Raw genomic sequence first — 23,985 nt, 5'->3', positions numbered from 1 at the left:
ACAGTTGACCATTGCCCCGTCGAACCAGACGCACAGCCCTCTGGCGACAGGCCGCGGGGTCAGTTCCAGCCATGCGCTGGCGATGAGCATGAGGAGCATTAGCGCCAGTGGAACCATGTATTTTCTTTTCACTGCCCATTATCCGCTGCGCCTGTTCTGCCAGCAAGGTAGCGGTAAAGTATGACGTTTCGTTGACCGGGGCAGCGTTTTTATTATTGGCAAGCGGTTGCGTTGGGTCAGAGATTATTCATCTTTTGGCATACGAAAGGACGAAAACTGGCGGCTTGTATTTTTGATTTTTATTACACCACGCTTTTTTTTGCCGCCGGGGAAAAGCGTAATGTGGCTACGACTGGATGCGGCTCGTCATGTAACTGGCTGGTTTGAAACAATATTTTAATTGTTGTCTAAACGCATGCGACAGCGGTGGCTAATTTATATTAATTCACTTTACCGATCAATAAATTATATGTTGATAGTTTTTAGCTATCGAATGTTTCTTATCGATCATTTTAAACTATTTTTGTTGGCGGGAAATATATGACATGCTTTAACCCTTTCTTATTTTTGGTATTTTTTAAATGGTTGAAGAAAACGCGAAAAATACCTCCTATCGCTTCGTACTGGAGCCCGCTATTAGCGATGATGGCAGCTGCCACTCGTGGGAATTGCTCACTAAAGATATTATAGCACCCGCACGAAATAACGCCTCAGCGCCCGCGTTTTCTTTCTCCACGCTTACCGAAAGCGATAAGCTTGCACTATTTACCCGACAAATCGAGTTGCTTTCCGTATTTGATTTTTCCCTGGTCGATAATAAGCCGATCTCGCTCAATATCGATGATTTATTAAGCCATTTTATTCTGACGGACCGCTATCTCTGCGATTTTCTGCGCTCGTGTAAGCATATTGCTTTGGAGATAAATGAGAATTTTCATGAGTTTATCGCCGGCTGCGAGCTGACGGCGCTAAGCACGCTGGCGGCGCTTTGTCCGGTCTGGCTGGATGATTTTGGTCGCGGGCGAACCTCCTTCCCGCTGCTGGAGAGATTCCGCTTCGATTGCGTCAAAGTGGATAAGGATTACTTCTGGGATAAAGAAAACGACCCCGCTTTGCCCGGTCTGTTGCAGTCTATTCATACCCTGACCGGCCATGTGATCGTTGAGGGTATCGAAACCGAAAAGCAAAAACGGTTAATCACTTCTGCCGGGGACATCATAGGTCAGGGCCGCTACTGGAAGGAAGAATATATTTTTCTTTGCGGTTGAGGGTCGACCGGGGGCTGGTTTCGGTTACCTGCTATTCTTTTATTATCCAGTTTTAAATACCCCCTTTGCTACAGATAGTCTTTATTAGCGCAGTGATAAGCGCCTCTCTTTTTTATGAAGGATCATTCCCTGTAAATACCCCCATGCGTAACGCCCCGATCGCCATTTCGACGTAAGCCAGGTGCTGACTTCTGAGCTGCGCGAGCTGGTGAAAAAAGATCTCGCCGCTGCGATCAATTAATCCTGCCTGCGCCATCCGCTCAGGATCGCGCGGCATGGAAAAATGCCGCCGTTTACCGGCGGCTATTGCTTATTTTGCGCTACCCTGGTTTTTTTCCAGCCGGGCGAAATACTCCGGTGCAAACGGGCGCGGATCGACGTCGGCAAACGGCGCGCGCTCAAAGTGCGATTTCAGCGCCCAGGGGACCGTGCAGTCAAAAATGGTCTTGCAGCTGATGCCATTTCCACGGATCGACGGGCTGTATTCCGGCGTCTGGGACGGATCCAGCTGGTGACCGCGAATGCCGGGGATTGTCGTAATGCTGACGTCCCCCTGCATGCGGGTGGTCATCGCCCACAGGATATCGTCGCTGTCAAAGATGTCGACATCTTCATCAACCAGAATAATATTTTTTAGCTCGGAATAGGTCGCCAGCGCCAGCAGCGCGGCCTGCCCCTGCCGGCCTTCATCGGCGGGTTGACGTTTTTTCACCTGCAGGATCCCGAGGAACTTACCGCCACCCGCGGTGTGGGCGTAGACATTTTGTAAAAAGCCCGGAATGGCGACCTCGACGGCATTCCAGATACTGGCTTCCGTTGGCAGGCCGGCGAGGGTGGTATGCTCTTCCCCCGGTCCCACCAGGGTCTGCAGAATCGCATTGTTTCGCATGGTCACTGCTTTGACTTTGATTACCGGCAGCGACGGATTAGCGCCGCCGCAGTAGCCAGGAAATTCCGGCATCGCGTGGCCGCTATTGGTGTGCTGATCCTCTCTGACGCGCACGCCAGGCAACAGCTCACCTTCGATAACGATCTCGGCGCGGGCGATGGCTTTCTCCGGGACGCTGACGCCCTGAACCAGCTCCACCGGACGTTGACGCAGCGCGCCGGCGACGCCCAGCTCGTTATAGCCGAACGGCGTGGTAGGGGCTTCGAAGCAGGCGCCAATATAGATGGCCGGATCGAGACCCATATTGATGGTTATCGGCAGCGGTTTGCCGGCGGCCTCGGCCTTCTGGCGAAACACTTCGATATGGCGGCCGGCGGCAAGAAACATCGACAGCTCATCCCGGCCCTGAACGCACAAGCGGTGGATGGTGACGTCGGTCAGCGAGGCGTCGTCGGGATCGCTGGCCAGCGCCAGGCCCAGGCAGAAGAAGGGGCCGGCGTCGATAGGGGTGTTGGTGGGCGCCGGAAGCAGGGTGCGCAAATCAAAATCCGGATCGTCGGCCAGAAAGATCTGTTCCTGGCAGGGGGCGCTGCTGGCCGGGACGACCACCGGCGCGACCGGTTTTTTCACCGCCTTACCCACTTCAAGGGCCAGCTGCGAGGCTTCGCAGCCCAGCAGCAGCGCGGCCCGCTGGCGGCTGGCGTGCATACCCACCAGAATGCGCGAGTGTGGATAACCCTTAATATTGTTAAACATCATCGCCGGCCCGATGCGGGTGGGGCGCTTCACGGTGCCGCCCGCGCCGATATGGCGATAAACACCGGCCAGCTCGGCGTTAGGGTCAACCGGATGATCGGTTTCGAGATACTGATTGTCATGCTGTTGCAGCAGCGCGATGGCGTCGCGCAGATCCTGAATCGGTGCGGTCATGATGTTCTCCTTAGCGTATCGATGCGCACAGTATGCTTCGCAGGCTAATGGTTATCAATTGCATCATTTATGCTTTATTGATAAGCTTTTTCTTATCAATTTGTAGGGAGGAGTCCGACCATGTCCTTGCGAGCGTTACGCCATTTTGTGGTCGTTGCCGAAGAGTTGCATATGCACCGGGCGGCGGAGCGGTTACATATCGCCCAGCCCGCCCTCAGTCAGCAGATTAAGCAGCTTGAGCAGCGCCTGGGCGTGGTGCTCTTTTCCCGCGCTAACCGCCGTCTGACTCTGACCGCCGCGGGCGAGGCCTTTTTACACAAGACGCGGCTGGCGCTGGAAATGGCCGATCAGGCGGTGCTGGACGCCCAGCGCACCGCGCGGGGCGAGCAGGGGAGGCTGCATTTGGGGTATGTCTCCAGCGCGATGTACGACAGTAAACTGCCGGGGCTCCTGCGCCGGCTGCGCGCCGACTGGCCGGGGATTGAGCTGTCGCTGGTGCAGGGGGATGTGCAAATGCTCTACGAAGCGCTGTTGGATCTGCGTCTGGATATCGCCATCATCCGCGCGCCGCTGGCCTCGCCGCCGGACGCGCTGGTGGTCAGGCCGTTTGTACGTGAAAAGCTCTGCCTGGCCCTCTATCAACAGCATCCGCTGGCCGGCGTGGGCGCGCTTAATCTGGCCTCATTGCGCACTGACAACTGGATCTCGCTTGACGATCCGCAGGGCACCGGACTGGAGCAGGTTTTTATGGATGCCTGTCGCGTCGCGGGCTTTACGCCGCAGGTGGCGCAGCGGATTAACGACGTTACCTCGATGATTAGCCTGGTCTCCGCCGGGGTGGGAGTGGCGTTGGTTCCGCTCTCGGCGCGGGCCTTACGCCTTGATAACGTGGTGTATATCGATCTCCAGGATCGGCTGGCGGAGAGTGAGCTGAGCATGGTTTACCACCGCCATATTCGTTCGGCGGTGGTAAGGAAAGTTATCTCGCTGCTTAATACCGCTGAGCGATAGTCCCGGTTAGCTGGTCTTCAGGCGGCCAAAGCTGACAATCCTTGAACGGCCCAGCTCTTTCGCCCGGTACAGCGCGGCATCCGCCGCGCGCAGCAGACTATCGCTTTGGGTGTGCTGCGGGTAGCTGGCGATGCCAATCGACACATCCACCTGGCCTATCTCGGTCAGACCATCACGCAGCGTCATATTGCGCACCTGGGTGTAGATCTCGCTGGCGCACTGGTGCGCCCCGGCTTCGTCAATCCCGGGGAGCAGCACTAAAAACTCCTCGCCCCCGTAGCGGAAAGCCATGCCGATATCGCGCACCGCGCGCTGCACAATGGTCGCAACGCTCTTAATCACCAGATCCCCAGCCTCATGGCCATAGCGATCATTGATGGTTTTAAAATGATCGATGTCGATCATCAGACAGCTCAGCGGAGTATGGGTATGGACCGCCAGCGCCATCTGCGAATGCAGCGCTTCGTCAAGATGATGGCGGTTACGCAGGCCGGTCAGGGAATCGAACAGCGCTTTTTCCAGCAGGGCGCTGCGCAAACGCTGATTGGCCAGCGCCAGGCCCAACGCTTCCGCCATCAGCTCGAGATAGGCCCGGGAAGGAGCGTCACTGGCGGTGACGTTCTGGAAGGTCAGCAGGCCAATGGCTTCGCCCTGGGCGATGAGCGGTACGCAGAGCGACTGGCCGGCGTGCGTCTCCGGCAGATGATAGCAGGTGATATCGGGCTCGCCCTGCACCGGCGGATGGCTGAGTCCCCGCCGTATCGCCCAGCAGTCGTCGGGAGAAAAGGGCGTCGTCTCACCGGCGGGCGACAGCCACTGCGCTACGCAGCGCAGCTGCCAGGGGTCGGTATCCAGAACATACAGTTTACCGGGGATCGTCGGGGCGATATTCGGCGCAAACCGCTCCGCCACCTTAATCACATCCTCAATGGTTTCACAGCCCTGCAGCCGCTGAGTCATACGCGCCAGCAGCTCGCGGATCGCCCAGTCGGCGTCGCGCTGCTGCTCCAGCCGCTGACGGGCCAGGCCGTTCTCGCGAAAAATGCGGATCGCCTGAGCCATGTCACCAATCTCATCCACCTGGGTAAAGTGCGGCGTCTCCACCGCATAATCCTGGGAGGCGAGACGCTGGACCACGTCGCTCAGGCGAACCACCGGGTAGAGCACCCGGCGTTTGAGAATGAAGCCGAGGACGAACAAAAACATCAGGGCGGTCAGGCCGACCATGATTTCCGACAGCGTACGCCAGATCCGCGAGCGCTCGGTGGCCTGGTCGATAGCGACGGCGGCGCGATGCTCAAGCATCTGGCGGAAGCGATCGATCTGCGTCTGCATGCGCTCCAGTTCAGTCTCGTACGCGGTGCCGTACAGCACCGCGATGGCCGCTGGCGCATCGCCGCGAGCGACATGCGCCAGGGCCGCCTGCTGTTCATCCTGTAGCTCATTGGCGATCCGCAGGCCATCCTGAAGCAGCGCCAGCTCCTCGCGGCTGGCGCCGTTATCTTTCAGGCCGCCCAGCCGCTGCTCTATGCTCTTGTCGGTCTGCTGCAGCTGCTGATATTGCGTAAGCGTCTCCGGCGAAGGCTTTATCACGTACAGCCGGGCGAGGTCAGACAGCGCCCAGGCGTCGTTTTCCACCTCGTCGGAGAGGGTATCAAAGACCTGGCGCTGCTGTACCGCCTGGCGTTCGACGCGGTCGGCGCTGGAGGCCATGAGCATAGCGCTCCCGGAAGCCAGCGTCAGGCCAACGGTGATCCCGTAAGCCCAGTTAGTGATGGTGGCGATTCTCACCGTGAATTTCCTTGCATGCAGATGAAGCTGTTTTGATTATAGAACTCCGCCCCCGCCACGACGGCGGCCCGCTTCAGAGGCGGCGCTCGCTATGCAGAGGGGCAAGGGTCTGAAGAATGATGGCGTGTAGCGTTTCCGCATGGTGGCGCAAAACGAGGAAGACATCGCTATCCAGAGCGCCATTTATAACATCCGCTTCCATAATCTGTAAGGCTTCCTGCCAGGCCATCCCTTTACGATAAGGGCGATCTTCGGTCAGCGCGGTGAAAATATCGGCGATGGAGATAATCCGGTCGGCGAGGGTCAGGTGCTCCTTTTCGAGATGCAGAGGGTAGCCGCTGCCGTCCATTTTTTCATGATGATTCGAGGCCCAGTTAATGATGTCGCCGAGCTCGCTATAGTCGCTGAGAAGTTCGCCGGTCATGTAGCTGTGCTCCCGCACCTGACTCAGCTCCTCATCATCCAGCTCGCCCTCTTTTTCGAGAATGGAGAGTGGGATATAGACCTTGCCAATATCGTGTAGATAGCCGGCTATCTGTATTTGCTGGCAGGTAGGCTCCGGCAGCTGCATCCAGCGGGCAAGCTGGCGGGCGATTTCCCCCACCATGATGCTATGGGTGGCGGTAAAGCTGCTGTAGGTGTCGACGATTTTGGCAATCAGCAGGCAGACATCCTTCAGACCGTGAATATCCAGATAGCGCGTGTTGATGGGGCCAATAATCTCCAGCAGCCGCTGAATATGGCCGGGGTGAAGGTGCTGCCAGAAGTTCGCATTTTCAGCGACCTCGCACAGGATATCGCAGAGCGGCGGATCGATCTCCCGATGCAAAGCGACGAACTGTTCCACCACCGCCCGCGTGGGCCAGGCGGCAACGTGGCTATCGGCCGGCAGCAGCCGTTCAAAGGCATCAGCGAAATAGACAATGTGCTGTTCGCGGGAGCCCCGGTGGTTCGGGCTAAAATGGTGATCGCGAATAAAGGGAACGATGGGCTGGAAGGTCGCTAATCCCTCCAGCATCGCCACACCCTGGCGCTGATGCGGGTCGTGGATATTATCGATAGCATCCAGCGAATGAATGGTGCGTTTATCCCCCAGCACGCCGATATCGTGCAGCAGCGCGGCGCAAAAAATGGTCTGCTGCCGTTCGTCAGGCAGTTCCAGCCTTTGCGCCAGCGTCAGGGCGATTAAGGCCGTTCGTTGCATATGCCGGTGCAGTTCAGGGTTAATGATCTGGATGACTCTGGTGGTCAGCATCAGGGCCGACTTCAGGGCAATACGCATCTCTGTTCTCCGTTCGCGTGACCTGGCGGGCAAAAATGCTCTCGCCGGTGACGGAAGTGTCGATAATCTGATCGCAATGCGTGTTGTGTGTTGCTGAACAGGTAAATCCTCAGAATGTTTTGGTTCATAGCTCTGCCCGTTTCAGATCCAGTGGTGCACCAGAGTTGGGCGATATCGTCCTAAGAACCTTATTATTGTCTGATAGTTAACCATTTCCCCCCCAGAAAAGAAATGAATTCTGGCAAGCCCTTTGCATTAAGCAAGCGTAAGTTTGATTAATGTCTATGAAGGGAGTGACCTGTATGAATTTTAGAGCATTACTTGCCATTGCGTTATTGACGATGAGCAGCCTGGCGTTTAGCGAGACGCGTCTTCCGCATATTGTTATTTTAGCCACCGGCGGAACGATTGCTGGTTCGGCGGCCAGCAATACCCAAACAACCGGCTATAAAGCCGGGGCGCTTGGGGTGCAGACGCTGATTAACGCCGTGCCGGAAATGAGTAAAATCGCTCACGTCGAGGGCGAGCAGGTGGCGAATATTGGCAGTGAGAATATGACCAGCGATATTATTCTCCAGCTCTCGAAGCGGGTAAATGCGCTATTGGCCCGGGACGATGTCGATGGCGTGGTGATCACCCATGGCACGGACACGCTGGATGAAACCCCGTATTTCCTCAATCTGACGGTGAAAAGCAACAAGCCGGTGGTCTTTACCGCGGCGATGCGCCCGGCGACGGCGATCAGCGCCGACGGGCCGATGAACCTGCTGGAAGCGGTCACGGTCGCCGCCGATCCTGATGCCCGGGGACGCGGGGTAATGGTGGTGCTTAACGACCGCATCGGCGCGGCGCGCTTTGTCACCAAAACTAATGCCACTTCGCTGGATACCTTCCGGGCGCCCGAGGAGGGCTATCTTGGTGTCGTGGTGGGCGGAAAACCCCAGTTCGAGACGCGGGTGGATAAAATTCACACGCTGCGCTCGGTGTTCGATGTGCGTCAGCTGAAGGTTCTGCCGAAGGTGGTGATTATTTATGGTTACCAGGACGATCCGGAGTATATGTACGATGCGGCGATCGCCCATCATGCCGACGGTATTATCTACGCCGGAACCGGGGCGGGGTCGGTGTCGGTACGTAGCGCCGCCGGTATCAAAAAAGCGCAGCAGGCGGGCATCGTGGTGGTGCGAGCCTCCCGTACCGGCAGCGGAGTCGTACCGCCGGATGACAGCCAGCCCGGGCTGGTGGCCGACTCCCTCAACCCGGCAAAAGCGCGTATACTGCTGATGACCGCGTTGACGCAGACTAAAGATCCGCAGCTGATTCAGCAATATTTCCATACCTACTGATCCTCTGCGGCGAGGGCGTTGTTCACACCCTCGCCGTGCTTTCTTCTCAATGACCTGGCTTCCATGCAAATCGATGGCGAATGATTGCCCATCATTCACTCCACCTGTGTTTCCCACGAGGCGTAAAGAAATATTTTTTATTGTCCGGCGGGCACAGTATTTCAATGCACCGCGCTTATTTTAAAAGCAGGTTTAAATAAGTCTATTCTTAATTGTTGTCTTAAAGTCGTTTTAATCTTTTTTATGCTGACGGATTAAAAAAGATGCATTTCGCAGTGGGACGCGTTTAATACTCGCTTTGCCAGACTACGATGCATCCCAACGCGGGCAGGCCGCCGATCGCGCGGCTCAGCGGACGCCTGCCACCGGCGGCCAGGGCCACACTGCGGCAGCTTTCGGTTGTTTTCGTTAGTAACGCTGATGATTAGCGTGAAAATGATATGCATGATGAATATATTAAGCGTGGTTCAAGATTTAAGTTTACATTTAGTAACATATGTGCCGCAATTATGTTTTTTTGTCAGCTTGCTGTTTTTTACTTGCAGGAGGGAATTTCAGCGGATTAGTATTGTCGAACTTGCTGTACGTACCGCCTAATGATGATAAATGGATTCTTTTTTCCTTAAGCGTTACCACATAATTAATGTTTACAGGAAAAATCATGGCCTGCGTATTTAATAAACAACTTTTACACCCGCGTAACTGGCTGACCTGGTTCGGGCTCGGCATCCTCTGGTTAATCGTGCAACTGCCTTATCCGCTGCTGCATTTTATCGGCACCAGCGCTGGTCGCCTTTCCCGTCGCTTTCTTAAACGCCGCGAACATATCGCCCGACGTAATATTGAACTCTGCTTCCCGGACATGTCGCCAGCGGCGCGCGAGACGCTGATCGATCAAAACTTTATGTCGCTGGGAATGGGGCTTATCGAAACCGGCATGGCCTGGTTCTGGAGCGACGAGCGGGTCAAAAAATGGTTTGATGTCGAGGGGTTCGCCAACCTTAATCACGCGCTTAGCGGTGGGAAAGGGGTAATGGTCGTCGGCGTGCACTTTATGTCGCTGGAGCTGGGCGGCCGCGCGATGGGGCTGTGTCGGCCAATGATGGCCACCTACCGGCCGCACAACAGCCCGCTGATGGAGTGGGTGCAAACCCGCGGTCGCCTGCGTTCGAACAAAGCGATGATCGATCGCAACAACCTGACCGGTCTGGTGCATGCCTTAAAATCCGGTGAAGCGGTGTGGTTCGCGCCCGATCAGGATTACGGTCCCAAGGGCAGCGTCTTTGCACCTTTTTTCTCCGTCCCGCAGGCGGCGACCACCAACGGCACCTATGTCCTGTCCCGCTTATCGGGCGCGAAAATGTTGAGCATCAGCATGGTACGTAAGCTGGATCGCCGGGGCTATAGCCTGCATATCAGCGAGGTGATGAATGACTATCCGGGTGAGGATAAGCAGATCGCCGCCGGCTATATCAACAAGGTTATTGAGCGCGAGATCCTGCGCGCTCCCGAGCAGTATCTGTGGGTACACCGTCGTTTTAAAACCCGCCCGCTGGGCGAACCTTCCGTCTATTAACCTTCCCGCACAGGCTGCGCTTTCAAAATCCCGACAGTTGGGGTAACGTGAGCCGGATCATGTTTTAGTCGTGCGCGAAGGAGTGCAGAGTGTTCGCTGAGTTTGGTGTTCTGAATTATTTAACCTATCTGGTCGGGGCGGTGTTTATCATCCTCGTTCCTGGCCCTAATACGTTTTTCGTGCTGAAAACGGGCATTGCCCACGGGGTGAAGAAAGGCTATCTGGCGGCGGCGGGCGTCTTTATTGGCGACGCAGTGCTGATGTTTCTGGCCTTCGCCGGGGTGGCGACGCTGATTAAAACCACGCCGGTGTTGTTTAACGTCGTGCGCTACCTCGGGGCAATTTACCTGCTGTGGCTCGGGGGCAAAATGCTCTATGCGGTGCTGACCCAGCGCGACGGCCAGTCCGACGCCAGCGCGGAGCCGGCGAGCGCGATCCTCAAGCGCTCCCTGACCCTGAGCCTGACCAATCCGAAAGCGATTCTGTTCTATGTGTCGTTTTTCGTGCAGTTTATCGATGTCAACGCCAAAACCCCCGGCGTGGCGTTCTTTATCCTGGCGCTGACCCTCGAGGTGATTAGCTTCTGCTATATGAGCTTTTTGATCCTCTCCGGCTCGTTTGTCACCCGCTACGTCAAAACCCGCAAGAAGCTGGCTAAACTTGGCAACAGCCTGATTGGTCTGGTTTTCGTCGGGTTCGCCGCGCGCCTGGCTACCCTGCAGTCCTGATCCCCACGGGCCGGTTACCCGCTGACCGGCCCGCCGTCTCTTATTCTGCCCTGTAACAAAAACCCTTCATTTTTTATTGCATTGGTGTTACATATACAGCCGTTTATCGCTCAGCAAAAAGGAAGCCCCGATGATTCTGCAAAAACTCCTCAGCAATAAAAACTGCAAAAAATACTGTCTGTCGCTCGCGGTGGTGTTTGCTATCGCGCTGGCGGTAGTGGGGCGGGCGACCTTCGGGGGCGTGGTGAGCGAGTACAATATGCCGTACTCAGAGTGGACGACGTCCATGTTCTTCCTGCAGGGGGCGATGGTGACGGTTTACAGCATTGTCTTTACCGCGCTCTTCGCTATCCCCCTCGGCTTTATTTTCCTCGGCGCCGATCGTCAGGATTAAGCGTCAACGGGCGAACCGCGGTTCGCCCTGTCTTATCGGCTTATCAACAGCGTGAAGCATTAGTCGTCGTCATGATAGTGATGATGGTGGTGGTGGCGATGGGGATGATATCCATCGTCAATAATGCATCCCGATAACAGCGTGCACAGCGCAATAATCAACGGTAACACGATCGGTTTTTTCATCCTTACTTCTCCCGCTATTCTTATTCCCCGGGGCCGAGAATGCCGCGGCGGATAACGTGAGTGTAAAGGGTTAACTTATTGATGGGATAGGATAACTCCGCAATATCGCCGCGGCGATCACCACCAGCCAAACTGGGTGCCGGCCACCGCCACGATGGCGACGACCAGCATGATAATGGTGCTTTTTTTCATTATGCCCCACCCGGCGCCGCATAGCCGCCGACAAAAAACCAGCCGAGAAAGACGACGGCGATGATAAAGATCGCCACCGGGAAAAGAATACCCAATTTCATGATTGTGTCCCTGTGCCCACGAATGATGCCCTGCATGATACTGGATATCGCGGTACTTTAGTCAATATGAATGAAATTCTCCTGGCGGCGGGACTTCTTATCCTGGTACATCGCCTCATCGGCAGCGCGTAAGGCCGCTTCAACATCGATACTCTGCGGATCGCAGGTGACCACCCCGAAGCTGGCGCCCTCATAGTCGATACGCTGTTCGCCGAGGAAGTAGACGCCGCACAGAGCCTGACGCAGGGACGTGACATACGCCTGGTGTGCGGCAGGCTGCTGGGCGCTACCGACGATCAAAAACTCATCGCCGCCAAGGCGGCCAACGATATCTTCCCGGCGCGCGACAGCGGTGAGTCGTTTGCCGACCTGCACCAGAAAGCTGTCGCCGCACGGATGGCCGAACCGATCGTTAATGGCTTTGAAACCATCGAGATCGATAAAAATAAGCGAGACCTGCTGCTGCTGGGCGCGGGCGGAGGCAAAGCGTAACGCCAGCTGCTTAAACAGCGCGCGGCGATTGGGAAGCTGGGTGAGCTCATCGGTAGACGAGTGCAGCTCCAGCGCGACGTTTGCCGCCTGCAGCTGTTGCACCAGGGTGTCTTTTTCCACGTAGTGGGAAATGAGCTTCGCGAACAGGCCCATGACCTGTTCGCCTTCGAGGTTATAAGGCTGTTGTTGCCGGCTGGTGGCGCAGAGGGTGCCGAACAGAGAACCGTCGGCCAGGCGGACGGGAATGCTTAAAAAAGTAGCGATTCCCAGCTCCTGGGCGGCGATGCAGGAGTGCCAGCGGTTGGCAACGTCATTGCTAAACGTACACTGATCCTCAAGGGCGCGTTTGCACAGGGATTCATCCCAGGGGACGGAAAATCCTTCCGGGATCTGCATTTCGCTGCTGTTGTGGGCGAACATGATCTGCTGCCGCTGGGCGTTGATATCAATGCGGGTGAGGTAGGTGGACTCCATTCGCGTCACCGCCTCCAGCATCTCCAGCAGCTGGCGCACCAGGGTTTCCAGGGATTGTTCCGCAGCGAGGGTTTGCGACACCCGGGCAAGAATAAAATCTGACATGAATAATACAGCTCCAGCACGCCAAACGTCACCCCAGCATATTGGGCTGCAAACGGACATCAGCGTCAAATAAACAGTGATATTTTTAAATTTATCACATCTGTCTGGGGAATACTTGTCCACGCGGTGGGAAAAAAAGCCCCGTCGGGTGCGTTAGCCACCCCAGACACTACGGCTTTCAACGGTGCAATGCGGGGTTGCGCGGCACGCAATACCGTTGAAAGCCATATTTACCTACCTAAGTGTGGACATAATGTGGACATTTTACGCATCAGCACCACCTCTCAGCGGGTTAAGTGAGATTGCATCCTGGAGGTATTCGGGCGCAAAGTGAGCGTAGGCCATAGTTTGCTCAATTCGCGCATGTCCTAGGATCCTCTGTAATGTAATGATGCTTCCCCCATTAATCATAAAGTGCGTCGCGAAACTGTGGCGTAGTGCATGCGTCGCCTGGCCGGTCGGAAGATCAGGTTTTACTTCCCTGAGTATCTGCCTGAAGTCAGAATAAGACGCCTTACCAAATAACAACCCTCGTTTACCATCCGCTATGAGTTTTGCCACTTCCGCTGAAACTGGAACAGTCCGCTGCTTGTTACTCTTGGTTTTAACGAACGTCACACGGTTCTGTATGATGTGTTCCGCCTTGAGTCGAGCCGCTTCGCCCCAGCGAGCACCAGTACTTAAACACAGAACAGCTATCTTCTTGTTGTCGCCATCCAGTTTAAAGAGCAAGTGCTTGATTTCGTCCTCTGTCAGATAGCCAGTTTCTGGGACATCTTCTTTCAACTTCTTCCGCCCTCTGATCGGATGTTCACCCGAAAACAACTCGGCCTCGATAAGCGCTGTGAACATGCCACTGATGCTGTTGAGATCACGGTTAATGGTGGAAGCTTTAATGCCCTGGCTTCTTCTTGCCGCGTAATACTGACTAATCAGCGCTTTTGTAATCTGAAAAGCACAAGGATCGTCGGTAATCCTGCAAAAAATATCTAACTTGTTGCGGTTTATCCGACCGTGCTCATCATGCTTGCCTTTCAAATTCCACCAAAGCTGTATCAGTTCAGACAGATGCCGCTTATCCGTCGGTTTTGATAACCATTCTTTGGTGTGGTGGTTGAACTGGGTATGCTTCTCGAAAGCTACCGCTTCACTTTTCTTATCAAACTTCCTGCGGATACGCTTTCCATTGCGACCAGCAGGCCTGATGTCCACTTCATATCGACCATCATCGAGTTTCTTAATAGTCATAAGAAAACCCTCCGATGGGTGCGTTTGCCTTTCGGCCTCAACGCGTTGCAATTATGTGATGAATACTTTTCGACCAATAATAGACATTTGAAATGTATGTAGGACTGGTTAATTGTTAACCAGTCTTTTGGTCTGAGTGCTGCGAGGTTGTTAAGTCTTGCCCAAAGTGTGCGAGGGCCGGTGCGATTTGACCGGCTTCAGGCGAAACCTGATCGGTCATAAACCACAGTGTGTATTTCACGAATCTAGGGTGTTGGAAGATTTTCATGATTGGTTCAAGGCTCGCACTTTTTGTACCAGCCTCATAGCCAGAAAGTGTGCTGTAAATTACTCCTGTTAACTCGCTGAATTGCCTACGATTAAGCCGTTCTGACTCCCTGATAAGCTTCAACTTCTCTGAAATAGGGATTGACATAAAAACCTCTTTGGGAAAATATTACGCGTATGGATAATAAATTTTCATTTGAGTAAGTCTCTTAACGGGCAATTAAAACCCATTAAGAGCAATTAATTACCCTAAAGGAGAATGTAACAGATGAGCAAACAGCTTGTAAGTAGCACGGATGCTGTGCCTTATCAGGAGTTCGCCAGACTCATCGGGAAAACCCCTGCAGCGGTGAAGGGCATGATCGAAAAAGGGAAGCTTCCTGTAATCGAGATGACCGATCCCCAGTCAACTTCTGGCCGTGCGGGCGAGTACTGGGTTTACCTTCCAGCCTGGAACAACGGCATGAAGCTGGCCTACGAAAGTCGTCCGAAGGAGATCAGGGAAGGGTGGTTGATGTGGCTTGGTCTCGGTGAGCCAGGTCGATAGCCGGTTTCAGGAGAGGAAACATGAAGAACGGTAACCGCGGATCAGTATCACAGCTCAATAGCAAAACCAGCCTCTACTGTGGCTTTACTATTCTGAAACTCCCACGCAAAAAACCGTACAACCGCCAGCGCTATCAAATTACGCACACAGGCCATTATTACGGCATCGACTTTGCTTTATCAGAAGCATGCCGAACGATTGACAGAATCATGAGTAAAAAGCGGTTTATTGCTTTTTAATCTCTGGGAGCGAAAATGAAACTCGAATATGCAGACAAAATTAACTCGCTTTTACAATGCTTCCATTTCAATAAAGAGTTTCTGGAATGGAATCATGATTACTCTCTCCAGCTTTTACGCCATGGCGTATCCCACCTTTATCATTTCGCAATGCTTCAAGGCGAGAATGATGAATGCACTCTTGAAGAACTCCGCAACATCATTATTTCCGTCACCGATGGTGATATCCCTAAACCATACGACCTGCTATCTCTGGACGCTGAGCAACTGAAGAAGGCTATGAAGTTTGTTCAGCCGCAGGAGGTAACCGTAGAGGTTACACCGGAGATCCTGGAACACCTGAAACTGGGAGCTAGAGCCTCCTGGCGGCTGGAGCCCCCTCGCTTTAACTGATCATCGGAGTACGCCATGTTCACCGAAGAAAAAACATCCTTTGAACAGGAAATGCTGATTCGAGAAGCAGTGGAAAGTGCCGAGCAGGGGTTCACTGTACATCTAAAAAATGGCGCTCGTATCACCATTAGTTCAAAAAGCCCGTCTAAAGATTTAATCATTTACGGGCTCGAAAAAGCAATACGCGGTAATCACGATCGCGCGCGAATGACCTTTATTGATTTCATGTATTACTGGCATGAAAGGATATTTAAGCAGATTAAAAGAAAACAGCGTCCAAACAATTAATTAACCCGCTTTAAAAATGACGGCATTCACTTTGCCGGGGATTCGTTTTGCCTTTTTCAGGAGGTTGCATGTCGGTTACGTCAATAAAGCCGGAAGGCGGAATAAGCGATCCAGAGTTTATGGGAATCAGCACCAATGCGCGCAAAGGCGAGCGCGCCCACTTACTCGGATTGCTGCGCATTCGTATGGGCCTACTGAAAGAGCAAGGCCTTACCCCCGAAGAGATTTATTCAGCACTTGAGCAGTGGATAGCCAACCACGAAACAATCACCAGCGAGGGCAGTAGACCATGAATCACGTAATGATCGATTTGATTAACGTTAGTAAGAAACCGTCATCACCTCTGTGTGCCATTGAAGCAGTGTTTTTTGAACCCTCAACAGGGCAGATCGGAAAGGTTTTTTATTCTTCGATAGACATTCGTAAATCTGAAAGCTTGAAGGGCCGTATCAGCATTAGTACGGCATTCGATTGGATGAAAAAAGACTCTCACTGGCGCGCCGAAGTGATGAGCGCAACCGAAGCTGAAGAAGATGCACTTTGCAGCCTTGCTGCTTTCATCGCCGACAATACCTGTCCCCGGAACGCGGCGTTATTCGTATGGTTCAAAGATGCCCCGGAAAAACTGGTTTCACTTCGTTATGCCGTGGATCGCTTAGAGGTGTCAGGCATTTTTCCTGAAGGCACAAAATATCGCTGCATTCGTTCACTTCTCGACCTTGCTGCTGCCACAGACTATGCGCCTCATGCGAGAAGCGCCCTGGCATGTTACACGCTCACTGACGCGCGATATCAAGCGGAGCAAGTCTGCGAAATCTGGCAGCGCTTAACCTCCCCACACATTGGATCGCTGTGAGGGCCGCCATGCATTCGCGTCTGTCTGTTGTTTGTAACGCGCCGTTGCCGGTTTGTAAGAGGGCGCTTGCCGCCCTGAATTGCTTTGCTCGTGGACAGCGTAATTACACCCGCGTCAAGCCACACGCCTATCTCGTGATCCGCATTGGCCTCCGTTGGCGTTTGCTCAGCAAAAACGGTGGTAAGCAGTGGCGACTGATGACCCATGAAACCTATAACCAGGAATGCCGCAAATGATTAAGTCACCTCTTAAATGGGCTGGCGGTAAAACCCGCGTGTTGCCGGAGCTGCTGAAACACTTACCCAAAGCCGATTGCTTGATTGAGCCTTTTGTAGGCAGTGGCACAGTCTTTATGAATACGGAATACCGCCGCTATGTGCTTTGTGACAGCAATCGCGCACTGATTAATTTCTTCCTCGCGCTCAGGGAAGACCCAGAAAGATTGATACTGATCGCCAGGAACGTATTCAGAAATGGCAATAACGAAGATAGCTATTACGAAGAGCGCAAGTTGTTCAACCACCTGTCGTGGGATGACGAGTGTGCAGATGATTACGTTGTACGGTGGGCGGCATCATTTTTATACCTGAACCGCCACTGCTTTAACGGGCTTTATCGCACCAACAGGGATGGCGGTTTCAATGTTCCCTTTGGCAGCTATAAGGCGCCTTATTTTCCAGAAGCAGAAATGCGCCTATTTGCCGAAAAGGCGCAGGATACTCACGCGCTCTTTCTTTGTAATGATTTTCGTACTTCCATTCCGTACGTCGCCAGGAATAGCCTGGACTCCGTGATTTACTGCGATCCGCCGTACATCCCGACTAGCAAAACAGCCAGTTTTACCCCTTACGGCAAGCCATTTACCCTGGATGATCACCGCGCTTTGGTTACGGCGTTGCTGGACGTTAATCGTCAGCATGGAACGCGCTCGGTCATCTCGAATAGCGACACACCAGAAACACGCCAGATCTACTCCGCTTTCAATCTCCACGCATTCAGAGTTCGACGTTCCGTTAGCGCCAAAACCCGCCATATTGCCGGTGAAGTGATTGGCGTACTTCGCGTGTGCGGCGGTTGCGGTCGTTCTGGTGGTGGAGGTTGCCCGGACTGTGGGGCGGTTATGGGCGATGCGGCATATGCCGAAATGTTTGGCGTGCCGGCTTGTTGTGGCGTAGCCCAGGCAAAATAAGATAACGACGGTAAGCTATGCCTGATTCCACAGCCCTGGCATGGAGCTGGAATGCCCAACGGCGGGCTATTAATCCAAGCAACGCCGAAGAGTCTGCAATTGAGTATCTCACCCCAAAAGGCGAGCGTAAGGCACTTGCCTATAGCGATCTTGTTGATGTTGTTTATCGGGTACCGTTGCGCCCTCGTGATGGGGAGGCGCGCAGGGCATTTGATCGCACAAGACTGGAGCGTCATCTGCGGCGCCGCGTCCTGGCTCTCCCTGCGTTTATCCGCAAGCGTTTTTCAATGCACCTGGAAACTCTGGACCGTAGGAACCCGAAAGAGGCTGTACGCTGGTTATTCAATACGTTTGAGCGCCATGTATTGCGTCGAGTTGATGCGGTAAACGCACAATATCTGCCACAAGGTAATCTGCCTGCAATTCTCTTTCCTCTACGTGATGATTTTCATCTGCTGCCATGGGCAGATAAAAAGCGCCTGAAAAGACTGGCGTATAAGCTCGCGAACCTGATGAAAAGCGAGTTTATGCGCGAGTTTGATTTTCGGTACGAGAAAACGGCAGATGTGGAGTTTTCCACGATCTACGCTTACGGCGCCATTGCCAGTAAAGCGACCTCACTCAACATTGCAATCCCTGGTTGGAAACAGTATTGCGATGAAGTACTGACAGCAGAAGATGCATTACGTGTCATTGCTAGACTTCAAAAGGAAAAGTGGTGGCTAGGTAAGCTCCGCAAAATTCATGACCGCTGGCGTGAGCACCTCATGATCGCCACTAGCTACGTCAGCAAAGTGGCATCCCCTTATTGCTCTGAACCTTGCCTCAGGGAGTGGGTAGCTCAAAAAAAAGCCAACTTTGAATACCTTCAGGCGATGGAGCTGGAAGACCAGGACACTGGCGAGCGTACCTCCTTGCTCGACAAGGTCATGGGCAGCGTTTCCAACCCGAAGATCGCCCGTCACGAATTGATGGTGCGCATGCGCGGTTTTGAGGATATGGCTAACGAGATGGGACTGGTTGGCATGTTCTACACATTGACCGCACCGTCACGTTATCACGCCACGCATGTGCATTCCGGCAAGCGCAACGATAAATACTGCAATGCCAGCCCACGCAAAACTCAAAAGTACCTTTGCAACGTCTGGTCGCGTGTCCGCGCCAAATGGGGGAGGGAAGGCATCCGCACATTTGGTTTTCGTGTAGCCGAACCACATCACGACGGAACACCACACTGGCACCTGCTGTTATTTCTCCGCCCTGAAGAGGTGGAGCTTGCCACTGATATTTTTCATGAGTACGCCCTCCAGGAGGATGGAAACGAACGCGGCGCGGCTGAGTATCGTTTTACTGCCAAACTAATTGATGAAGAGTTTGGATCGGCAACGGGATACATCGCGAAGTACATCTCAAAAAATATCGACGGTTATGGAATGGATGGCGAGTTTGATCACGAGTCAGGCAAGCCCGTTAAAGAGATGGCAAAGCGCGTGCGGGCGTGGGCTTCGCGCTGGAGTATTCGCCAATTCCAGCAGATTGGTGGCGCGCCTGTATCCACCTGGCGGGAGCTGCGGCGGCTAGGAAGTCGTGAGCTTATCTTGCTCCCGGAACTTGAAGCTGCCCGCGCTGCTGCTGATGCGCCCGACTGGCCGGGATACATCAACGCCCAGGGCGGCCCGTTTGTAACCCGTGATTGTCTGCGCGTGCGCCTCCATTACGAATACACCGAAAACGGCAATGATTATGGTGACACAGTCGCCAAAATCACCGGCGTCTATTGTCCTTTTACGATCAGTGAAGCGGTCATTTATACTCGTACCAACGATTACAAAATTGTACCGAAACGTAAGCCATCGCCGGTCGAGAATTTGACCTTAGAAGGCCGCGACGCGGCCCCTTGGAGTTCTGTCAATAACTGTACGGGTCGCGCCGAATCGGACGAAAAACCACCACCACTAAAGACAGAACTTACGCAGAATGTCGTCGATTTCATAAGATATTCACGCCAGCAAAGGCAGGAGATCAGCGAAAGTTTGAGGCAAGATTTTGGTGAAAGGTCAGATATATGAGTGTGCCGCATAAAAAATTGCACATGTCGAATTATGATATCTATGTGCTGTCGTGGGGGGGCAAAGGTTACCGATAGTAAAGATATGAGTATGACATAGGAAGATGCGGATCTGCGCTGATATGAGCGGCTACAACTAGTAGCGAAACGGTGGGCAGAAAATTATGACGCTATGGGTGCTGAATTTTTGAGGAAAAAAGCCCCGCAAACTTGCAGCCGCTAAAGAAGAGATATGCGGAGCTAGAAAGCTTAATAAACGAAAAGGCAATAGTAATTGTTTGCGATAAACTGCGCACCTACTGTTTCTTCGCCAGCGATAAAATAGTGAGATCGAATGTTAGCAACGCTAGCATTCGGGACGGCGGACAAGTTTACGCTATCAGCAGTGGCATTCTGCGACAGGCAACAGTTGATGATTCTGGTAATAAAGTAGGATCAATAACCGAATACATAGCAGCGTATGAACTGGTCGTGCGCTGGAAGAAAACAGCTAGCAAAAATTCCAAGGCTGAAGTTGAAAGTAAACAATGAAATTATTATATATCAGCAACTCCGATGGGGGCGACTCAACAGAACATCTAATCTTTAACAGCCATATAGCAGTGATTGTAGAGCACGATCATGAAGAGTCTATCAATTTATTAGATCACAAAGATTAATGCCATGGCTAACTTTTCGCGAAGGCTAAAAACCATAAAGAATATGAATTTTACTATATATTTATAAGTGATGTATATTAATAAGTCATAGCTTAACTCTAATTATTAGAGCAAAAGTAAATTTGCGCATCATGTTTAATACATAACGCGCAAATCTGTTAATTATAGTCTGTTTGAAAGTTCATCATTGTAAGTCAATAATCCCTCGGTTACAGCTGTTTCGAGTAATGGACTTATTTTTTGAGTCTTTTCAGCTATAAAAACAATTTGATATTTAGCCCGTGTTATAGCCACATATAATTTATTAAATGATGAGTAATTAATGAAGTGCAGAGATTCTCCAGTATAAGTCGATTGTTCAGGGAATTTGTCAGAATCAGCACCAACAATCACTACGACTGAAAATTCCAAACCACCTATATAATCCATCCCTCCTATTACATAAAGGTTGTTTGTGGCTGCAGCTTCTACAGCTAAATTATCACCACGCCTTTCAATTGATATATATTCCTTATCATTTGATTCAGCAAAATTTTTTAATTCCTTGAAAACTTGATCTGTACATGGGACTATTAAAACATCACTTTTTGAAATATCTAATTCTTGAGCAATATGATCAACAAAAGAGAAAGATGCTCTGTAAACTTCAGAAGCATTTTGTTTGGTTATTATATATGGGACACAGCATTTATCCTCAATCAAAGATGTATGGCCAGTCATCGATTCTGCCAAAGGATTTTCTAACTCCTGAAATAATGTAGCCCCAGATGCTAAAACACAACTTGCTAGATTTATGATATGTTCAGAAGAACGAAATACAGCACTTAAACCATGCTCATTTGCTAAGTTGGCATCAAGTTCTTTGGCTACATCTTCTTTGGTTATAGTCGTATCTCCGGTTGCTTGACTTCGATCCATTGTAAATACAATATGATTAGAGTTGGGTTTGAGGAGATTATGGAATAAACTTAGCTCATTAATATTAAAAAGATGTGTCTCATCAATATACATAATATCAAACCCAGCGGTCATTCTACGCCTTTTCCATATCGGAGTTGACGTTTCTTTAAGCGCGGATAGAGTAATGTCGTCACTATCAAACAAGTTTAATGCTATAAGTTTTTCTTGATATTTATTGTAAATCGAGAATATAGTTTTAAAATCATCATCGTTCTCTATTGGGATGATATTTTTGGTCCTGGGAAGTGACATATAGGTCTTAAGATCATCACCAGCACGACCTTTAATATACGTTGATATTTCCTCTTGGAGTAATATAGATATGCCCCAAGGATCGTTATTGCCAAAGAACTTCTTAAGTTTAGGCGAAATGAAATTAAGTGAACCAGCATAATCCTTGATGAAAAAATCCTCTAGTGCTTCATTTATGTAAAGTAGTTGCAACTGTTTTGACTCTAATGCATCACTATCAAGATATTCAGTTGCAGATATTCTATTACCTAAATTATTTATGCACCATTCTTGTAGAGTAGTAACTTCAATTGACTGTAATTTACCAGAGTTAATGAACTCATCTCCACCGTTAGACGCTATTAAATTTTCAATGTTATTTTTAGTCGCTATGCTGTGAGTTATGAAGATCGCTCGAAGTTGGTTGTCCGTTTTTTTGGCATTTTTGAGTTGAACAACAGATCTCAGGATTAAGCTTAATGTTTTTCCTGTTCCTGCAGCTCCTTTAAGAATGTCTGGCCCAAAGCTTTCGCTGAAAACAAATTTCTTTTGGCTTTCTGTTAGGTTTTTTGTCCAGTAATCTAAGCCCATATGAGGATTGTTTAAATTCCCCGCTTCATGAATCTCGCTAACACTTAAATAAGAACTTGATGGGTCTGATTGGTTTTCAGAACTTTTAAATAAAGTGAGGGGGTCTATTTCCAAAAATCCTTCTTTTGCCTTTCGGAAATTAGCTAGCTTGGGTTCGTTCTCAGCTGTATCATACCCATCTTGAAAAATTAAGAAGCTACTTTCATTCCTTTTTTCTTGCCTTTCCTTATCCGGAGATTTATCAAGTATTACTTTATAAGATTTTCCAGTGGTAAATGAGAGCGGTAAAAGGGTAATTAATGATGTACCATTAATTATTTTTTCGCAGGGACTATGACCAATTTTATCCCATAGCTTAATAGCTAATCTACACGATTTTTGAAGAATGGTAACAACTTCACTACTACTCCTTTGAAAACCATTAAATGTAGTGGTATCGAATATCAACAGGTTTTTCTTATTTGGGTTTTTACTTAAAATATAAATTCCGGAGTTTATAGACAAGGCTTTAATGTCTAAACTGAAGTCGGATATTTTACCATCTTTTAATAAGCGTGCCAAAATTTGGCCCTTGTCGTAATCTGCAGACTGAAGCATCCTTTCCGATACTATTTTCCGCGCTGCATTACTTTCTATAGCAATAAAGTTCATTATTTGGCATCCATTATTGTTGTTAATAATTTACTATGGTGATTTGCAACGCCAACCCTAACGAAATTATTAGTAAAACGCTGCATAAGTAATTCAATAAATGGTGACTTGAGTTGGCCTACAATACTGCAAAACTTATTTGTTACATTTATGTTTAGGCCTGAATAATTTTCACCATTATCTAGTTCAATACCATTTGGTATTTTTTTTGCTAAGGAGATGTTCAATTCATAAATTTCTCTTAGGTTGACAACAACAGAATTGTAACCATCAACATTATCAATAAAAAAATAGTCAGGGTTTTTATTTTCGATTATATCTTTGAGGGCCTTTTCACATTCATCTCGAAAATGGATAATAATTTTTTCATATGCTGAGTTTTCATCTAAGCAATTTATTTTAGTTTGAAGTGAATCTAGGCGTGTTAATTCCCTGTTATTTAGTAAATTCTTTTCTTTTATTACGGCGTATATCCTGTGATAACCATAAGTTGTAACATTGAGTTCTGAGAAAGATGCTTTTTCAAGAAGCTCAAGAAATTGTCTTTTTAAATTTTTAAAAACTTGCTTTTTTACTATTGGTTGTAATTCTTTATCTCTCCAGATGCTGAATGGAACTGCTGGAATAAAATTGTAAAACTTAACCTTTTCTTTATTTGCAATATCACATCTTGCGGTGATCACAAGACCTAAAGTTTCATTGTTAGGGTAAGAGGCTGAGTAAGCACAATTAAAAATTGTCCCTTGGGTTAAAGTCCTATCATCCGTAACATCAACCATGTCACGTTGCATAAAATCTCCTTATTTTGAATATCAGAGCCCTAAACTATAAGTGCTTTATCATCAATCCTTTGACTTGGATTCTGATGAAATGTACTTATGGTTTCTTATCTATTATATATACATACGATGAATAATTATCAATAACATTTCATTATAAGTTTTGGTTGTTTCATGGATGCCTTGAATTTAGCTACCGTTGCTTTTGTCAATGGAATTTTTATGATTGTTTGATTTAAATCAATAAATTTAATG

27 protein-coding genes and 1 pseudogene are annotated in these 23,985 nt (G+C 50.5%); 16 read left to right on the top strand and 12 right to left on the bottom strand.

Going from position 1 to position 23,985, the window contains the following annotated elements:
- The first annotated feature begins 4 nt into the window (after nucleotides 1–4).
- Both ACR809_RS15470 and ACR809_RS15465 read left to right on the top strand, forming a co-directional pair.
- Nucleotides 5–184: a hypothetical protein gene (locus tag ACR809_RS15470; RefSeq protein ID WP_122051412.1), complete on the top strand. Its 180-nt coding sequence runs from the start codon at nucleotides 5–7 to the stop codon at nucleotides 182–184.
- Nucleotides 185–581: 397 nt separating this feature from the next.
- Entirely contained in the window at nucleotides 582–1,268 is a 687-nt protein-coding gene (locus tag ACR809_RS15465; protein WP_122051411.1) for a KPN_01159 family EAL domain c-di-GMP phosphodiesterase, read from the top strand.
- Nucleotides 1,269–1,380: 112 nt separating this feature from the next.
- Here the strand turns inward: ACR809_RS15465 and ACR809_RS15460 are convergent, their stop codons facing one another.
- Nucleotides 1,381–1,545: a hypothetical protein gene (locus tag ACR809_RS15460; RefSeq protein WP_032410895.1), complete on the bottom strand. Its 165-nt coding sequence runs from the start codon at nucleotides 1,543–1,545 to the stop codon at nucleotides 1,381–1,383.
- 33 nt (nucleotides 1,546–1,578) lie between these two features.
- A complete protein-coding gene (locus tag ACR809_RS15455; protein WP_122051410.1) occupies nucleotides 1,579–3,087 on the bottom strand; it encodes a UbiD family decarboxylase in 1,509 nt (502 codons plus the stop codon).
- Between the two features lie 120 nt (nucleotides 3,088–3,207).
- Between ACR809_RS15455 and ACR809_RS15450 the strand changes: the two genes are divergently transcribed.
- The gene (locus tag ACR809_RS15450) at nucleotides 3,208–4,098 is read left to right on the top strand and encodes a LysR substrate-binding domain-containing protein (protein ID WP_004150788.1); all 891 of its coding nucleotides are present in this window, start codon (nucleotides 3,208–3,210) and stop codon (nucleotides 4,096–4,098) included.
- A gap of 6 nt (nucleotides 4,099–4,104) precedes the next feature.
- Here ACR809_RS15450 and ACR809_RS15445 read toward each other — a convergent pair whose 3' ends face one another.
- On the bottom strand, nucleotides 4,105–5,889 hold the full coding sequence (locus ACR809_RS15445; RefSeq protein ID WP_032432901.1) for a sensor domain-containing diguanylate cyclase: 1,785 nt from the start codon (nucleotides 5,887–5,889) through the stop codon (nucleotides 4,105–4,107).
- 73 nt (nucleotides 5,890–5,962) lie between these two features.
- Nucleotides 5,963–7,171: an HD-GYP domain-containing protein gene (locus ACR809_RS15440; RefSeq protein ID WP_004140494.1), complete on the bottom strand. Its 1,209-nt coding sequence runs from the start codon at nucleotides 7,169–7,171 to the stop codon at nucleotides 5,963–5,965.
- A 302-nt stretch (nucleotides 7,172–7,473) separates the two neighbouring features.
- Between ACR809_RS15440 and fraE the strand changes: the two genes are divergently transcribed.
- The 4 genes from fraE to ACR809_RS15420 all read left to right on the top strand — a co-directional run bounded on the left by fraE (nucleotide 7,474) and on the right by ACR809_RS15420 (nucleotide 11,215).
- Entirely contained in the window at nucleotides 7,474–8,517 is a 1,044-nt protein-coding gene (gene fraE / locus ACR809_RS15435; protein WP_004179363.1) for a fructose-asparagine asparaginase, read from the top strand.
- 661 nt (nucleotides 8,518–9,178) lie between these two features.
- The gene (gene lpxP, locus ACR809_RS15430) at nucleotides 9,179–10,093 is read left to right on the top strand and encodes a kdo(2)-lipid IV(A) palmitoleoyltransferase (RefSeq protein ID WP_004148038.1); all 915 of its coding nucleotides are present in this window, start codon (nucleotides 9,179–9,181) and stop codon (nucleotides 10,091–10,093) included.
- An 89-nt stretch (nucleotides 10,094–10,182) separates the two neighbouring features.
- Nucleotides 10,183–10,821, top strand: coding sequence for a leucine efflux protein LeuE (gene leuE, locus ACR809_RS15425; protein WP_004150783.1), 639 nt, complete (start codon nucleotides 10,183–10,185; stop codon nucleotides 10,819–10,821).
- 130 nt (nucleotides 10,822–10,951) lie between these two features.
- Nucleotides 10,952–11,215 carry a DUF2534 family protein gene (locus ACR809_RS15420; RefSeq protein WP_004140489.1) on the top strand — a complete coding sequence of 88 codons (264 nt, stop codon included), beginning with the start codon at nucleotides 10,952–10,954 and terminating at the stop codon, nucleotides 11,213–11,215.
- Nucleotides 11,216–11,274: 59 nt separating this feature from the next.
- Here ACR809_RS15420 and ACR809_RS15415 read toward each other — a convergent pair whose 3' ends face one another.
- The 6 genes from ACR809_RS15415 to ACR809_RS15390 form a co-directional block, all read right to left on the bottom strand.
- On the bottom strand, nucleotides 11,275–11,400 hold the full coding sequence (locus tag ACR809_RS15415) for a hypothetical protein (protein WP_004140488.1): 126 nt from the start codon (nucleotides 11,398–11,400) through the stop codon (nucleotides 11,275–11,277).
- 117 nt (nucleotides 11,401–11,517) lie between these two features.
- Nucleotides 11,518–11,592, bottom strand: coding sequence for a protein YoaJ (gene yoaJ / locus ACR809_RS15410; protein WP_004213093.1), 75 nt, complete (start codon nucleotides 11,590–11,592; stop codon nucleotides 11,518–11,520).
- Nucleotides 11,592–11,693 carry a YoaK family small membrane protein gene (locus ACR809_RS15405; protein WP_004150782.1) on the bottom strand — a complete coding sequence of 34 codons (102 nt, stop codon included), beginning with the start codon at nucleotides 11,691–11,693 and terminating at the stop codon, nucleotides 11,592–11,594. The genes yoaJ and ACR809_RS15405 overlap by 1 nt, the downstream gene beginning before the upstream one ends.
- Nucleotides 11,694–11,750: 57 nt before the next feature.
- On the bottom strand, nucleotides 11,751–12,764 hold the full coding sequence (locus ACR809_RS15400) for a sensor domain-containing diguanylate cyclase (RefSeq protein ID WP_122051408.1): 1,014 nt from the start codon (nucleotides 12,762–12,764) through the stop codon (nucleotides 11,751–11,753).
- 264 nt (nucleotides 12,765–13,028) lie between these two features.
- Nucleotides 13,029–14,012, bottom strand: coding sequence for a phage integrase (locus ACR809_RS15395; RefSeq protein WP_040181453.1), 984 nt, complete (start codon nucleotides 14,010–14,012; stop codon nucleotides 13,029–13,031).
- A gap of 115 nt (nucleotides 14,013–14,127) precedes the next feature.
- Nucleotides 14,128–14,427, bottom strand: coding sequence for a helix-turn-helix domain-containing protein (locus ACR809_RS15390; RefSeq protein WP_004213095.1), 300 nt, complete (start codon nucleotides 14,425–14,427; stop codon nucleotides 14,128–14,130).
- 120 nt (nucleotides 14,428–14,547) lie between these two features.
- Between ACR809_RS15390 and ACR809_RS15385 the strand changes: the two genes are divergently transcribed.
- The 9 genes and pseudogenes from ACR809_RS15385 (at nucleotide 14,548) to ACR809_RS15345 (ending at nucleotide 20,390) form a co-directional block, all read left to right on the top strand.
- Nucleotides 14,548–14,826, top strand: a complete 279-nt coding sequence (locus ACR809_RS15385; RefSeq protein WP_020806130.1) for a regulatory phage cox family protein — start codon at nucleotides 14,548–14,550, stop codon at nucleotides 14,824–14,826.
- A 20-nt stretch (nucleotides 14,827–14,846) separates the two neighbouring features.
- On the top strand, nucleotides 14,847–15,065 hold the full coding sequence (locus ACR809_RS15380; protein WP_004216643.1) for a hypothetical protein: 219 nt from the start codon (nucleotides 14,847–14,849) through the stop codon (nucleotides 15,063–15,065).
- Between the two features lie 15 nt (nucleotides 15,066–15,080).
- Nucleotides 15,081–15,458 carry a hypothetical protein gene (locus ACR809_RS15375; RefSeq protein WP_040181449.1) on the top strand — a complete coding sequence of 126 codons (378 nt, stop codon included), beginning with the start codon at nucleotides 15,081–15,083 and terminating at the stop codon, nucleotides 15,456–15,458.
- A 15-nt stretch (nucleotides 15,459–15,473) separates the two neighbouring features.
- Nucleotides 15,474–15,746 (top strand): hypothetical protein, encoded by a 273-nt coding sequence (locus ACR809_RS15370; protein ID WP_023329526.1) that lies wholly within the window; start codon nucleotides 15,474–15,476, stop codon nucleotides 15,744–15,746.
- 68 nt (nucleotides 15,747–15,814) lie between these two features.
- Nucleotides 15,815–16,039, top strand: coding sequence for a hypothetical protein (locus tag ACR809_RS15365; protein WP_004213098.1), 225 nt, complete (start codon nucleotides 15,815–15,817; stop codon nucleotides 16,037–16,039).
- Nucleotides 16,040–16,047: 8 nt separating this feature from the next.
- Nucleotides 16,048–16,602, top strand: a complete 555-nt coding sequence (locus tag ACR809_RS15360; RefSeq protein WP_227508577.1) for a 3'-5' exonuclease — start codon at nucleotides 16,048–16,050, stop codon at nucleotides 16,600–16,602.
- 8 nt (nucleotides 16,603–16,610) lie between these two features.
- The gene (locus ACR809_RS15355; protein ID WP_046623557.1) at nucleotides 16,611–16,838 is read left to right on the top strand and encodes a ParE family toxin-like protein; all 228 of its coding nucleotides are present in this window, start codon (nucleotides 16,611–16,613) and stop codon (nucleotides 16,836–16,838) included.
- The gene (locus ACR809_RS15350; protein ID WP_040181444.1) at nucleotides 16,835–17,791 is read left to right on the top strand and encodes a DNA adenine methylase; all 957 of its coding nucleotides are present in this window, start codon (nucleotides 16,835–16,837) and stop codon (nucleotides 17,789–17,791) included. Before ACR809_RS15355 ends, ACR809_RS15350 begins: the two co-directional genes overlap by 4 nt.
- Nucleotides 17,792–17,808: 17 nt before the next feature.
- Nucleotides 17,809–20,390 (top strand): annotated as a pseudogene (locus tag ACR809_RS15345) (replication endonuclease).
- Nucleotides 20,391–20,680: 290 nt separating this feature from the next.
- Here ACR809_RS15345 and ACR809_RS15340 read toward each other — a convergent pair.
- Both ACR809_RS15340 and ACR809_RS15335 read right to left on the bottom strand, forming a co-directional pair.
- The gene (locus ACR809_RS15340; RefSeq protein WP_122051407.1) at nucleotides 20,681–22,951 is read right to left on the bottom strand and encodes a UvrD-helicase domain-containing protein; all 2,271 of its coding nucleotides are present in this window, start codon (nucleotides 22,949–22,951) and stop codon (nucleotides 20,681–20,683) included.
- Nucleotides 22,951–23,742: a hypothetical protein gene (locus ACR809_RS15335; RefSeq protein WP_040181440.1), complete on the bottom strand. Its 792-nt coding sequence runs from the start codon at nucleotides 23,740–23,742 to the stop codon at nucleotides 22,951–22,953. The genes ACR809_RS15340 and ACR809_RS15335 overlap by 1 nt, the downstream gene beginning before the upstream one ends.
- Nucleotides 23,743–23,985 lie beyond the last annotated feature (243 nt).

This window comes from Klebsiella sp. CD33, assembly GCF_051992865.1.
GTDB lineage: Bacteria > Pseudomonadota > Gammaproteobacteria > Enterobacterales > Enterobacteriaceae > Klebsiella > Klebsiella pneumoniae.
This window is presented reverse-complemented; position numbering and strand designations above follow the sequence as displayed.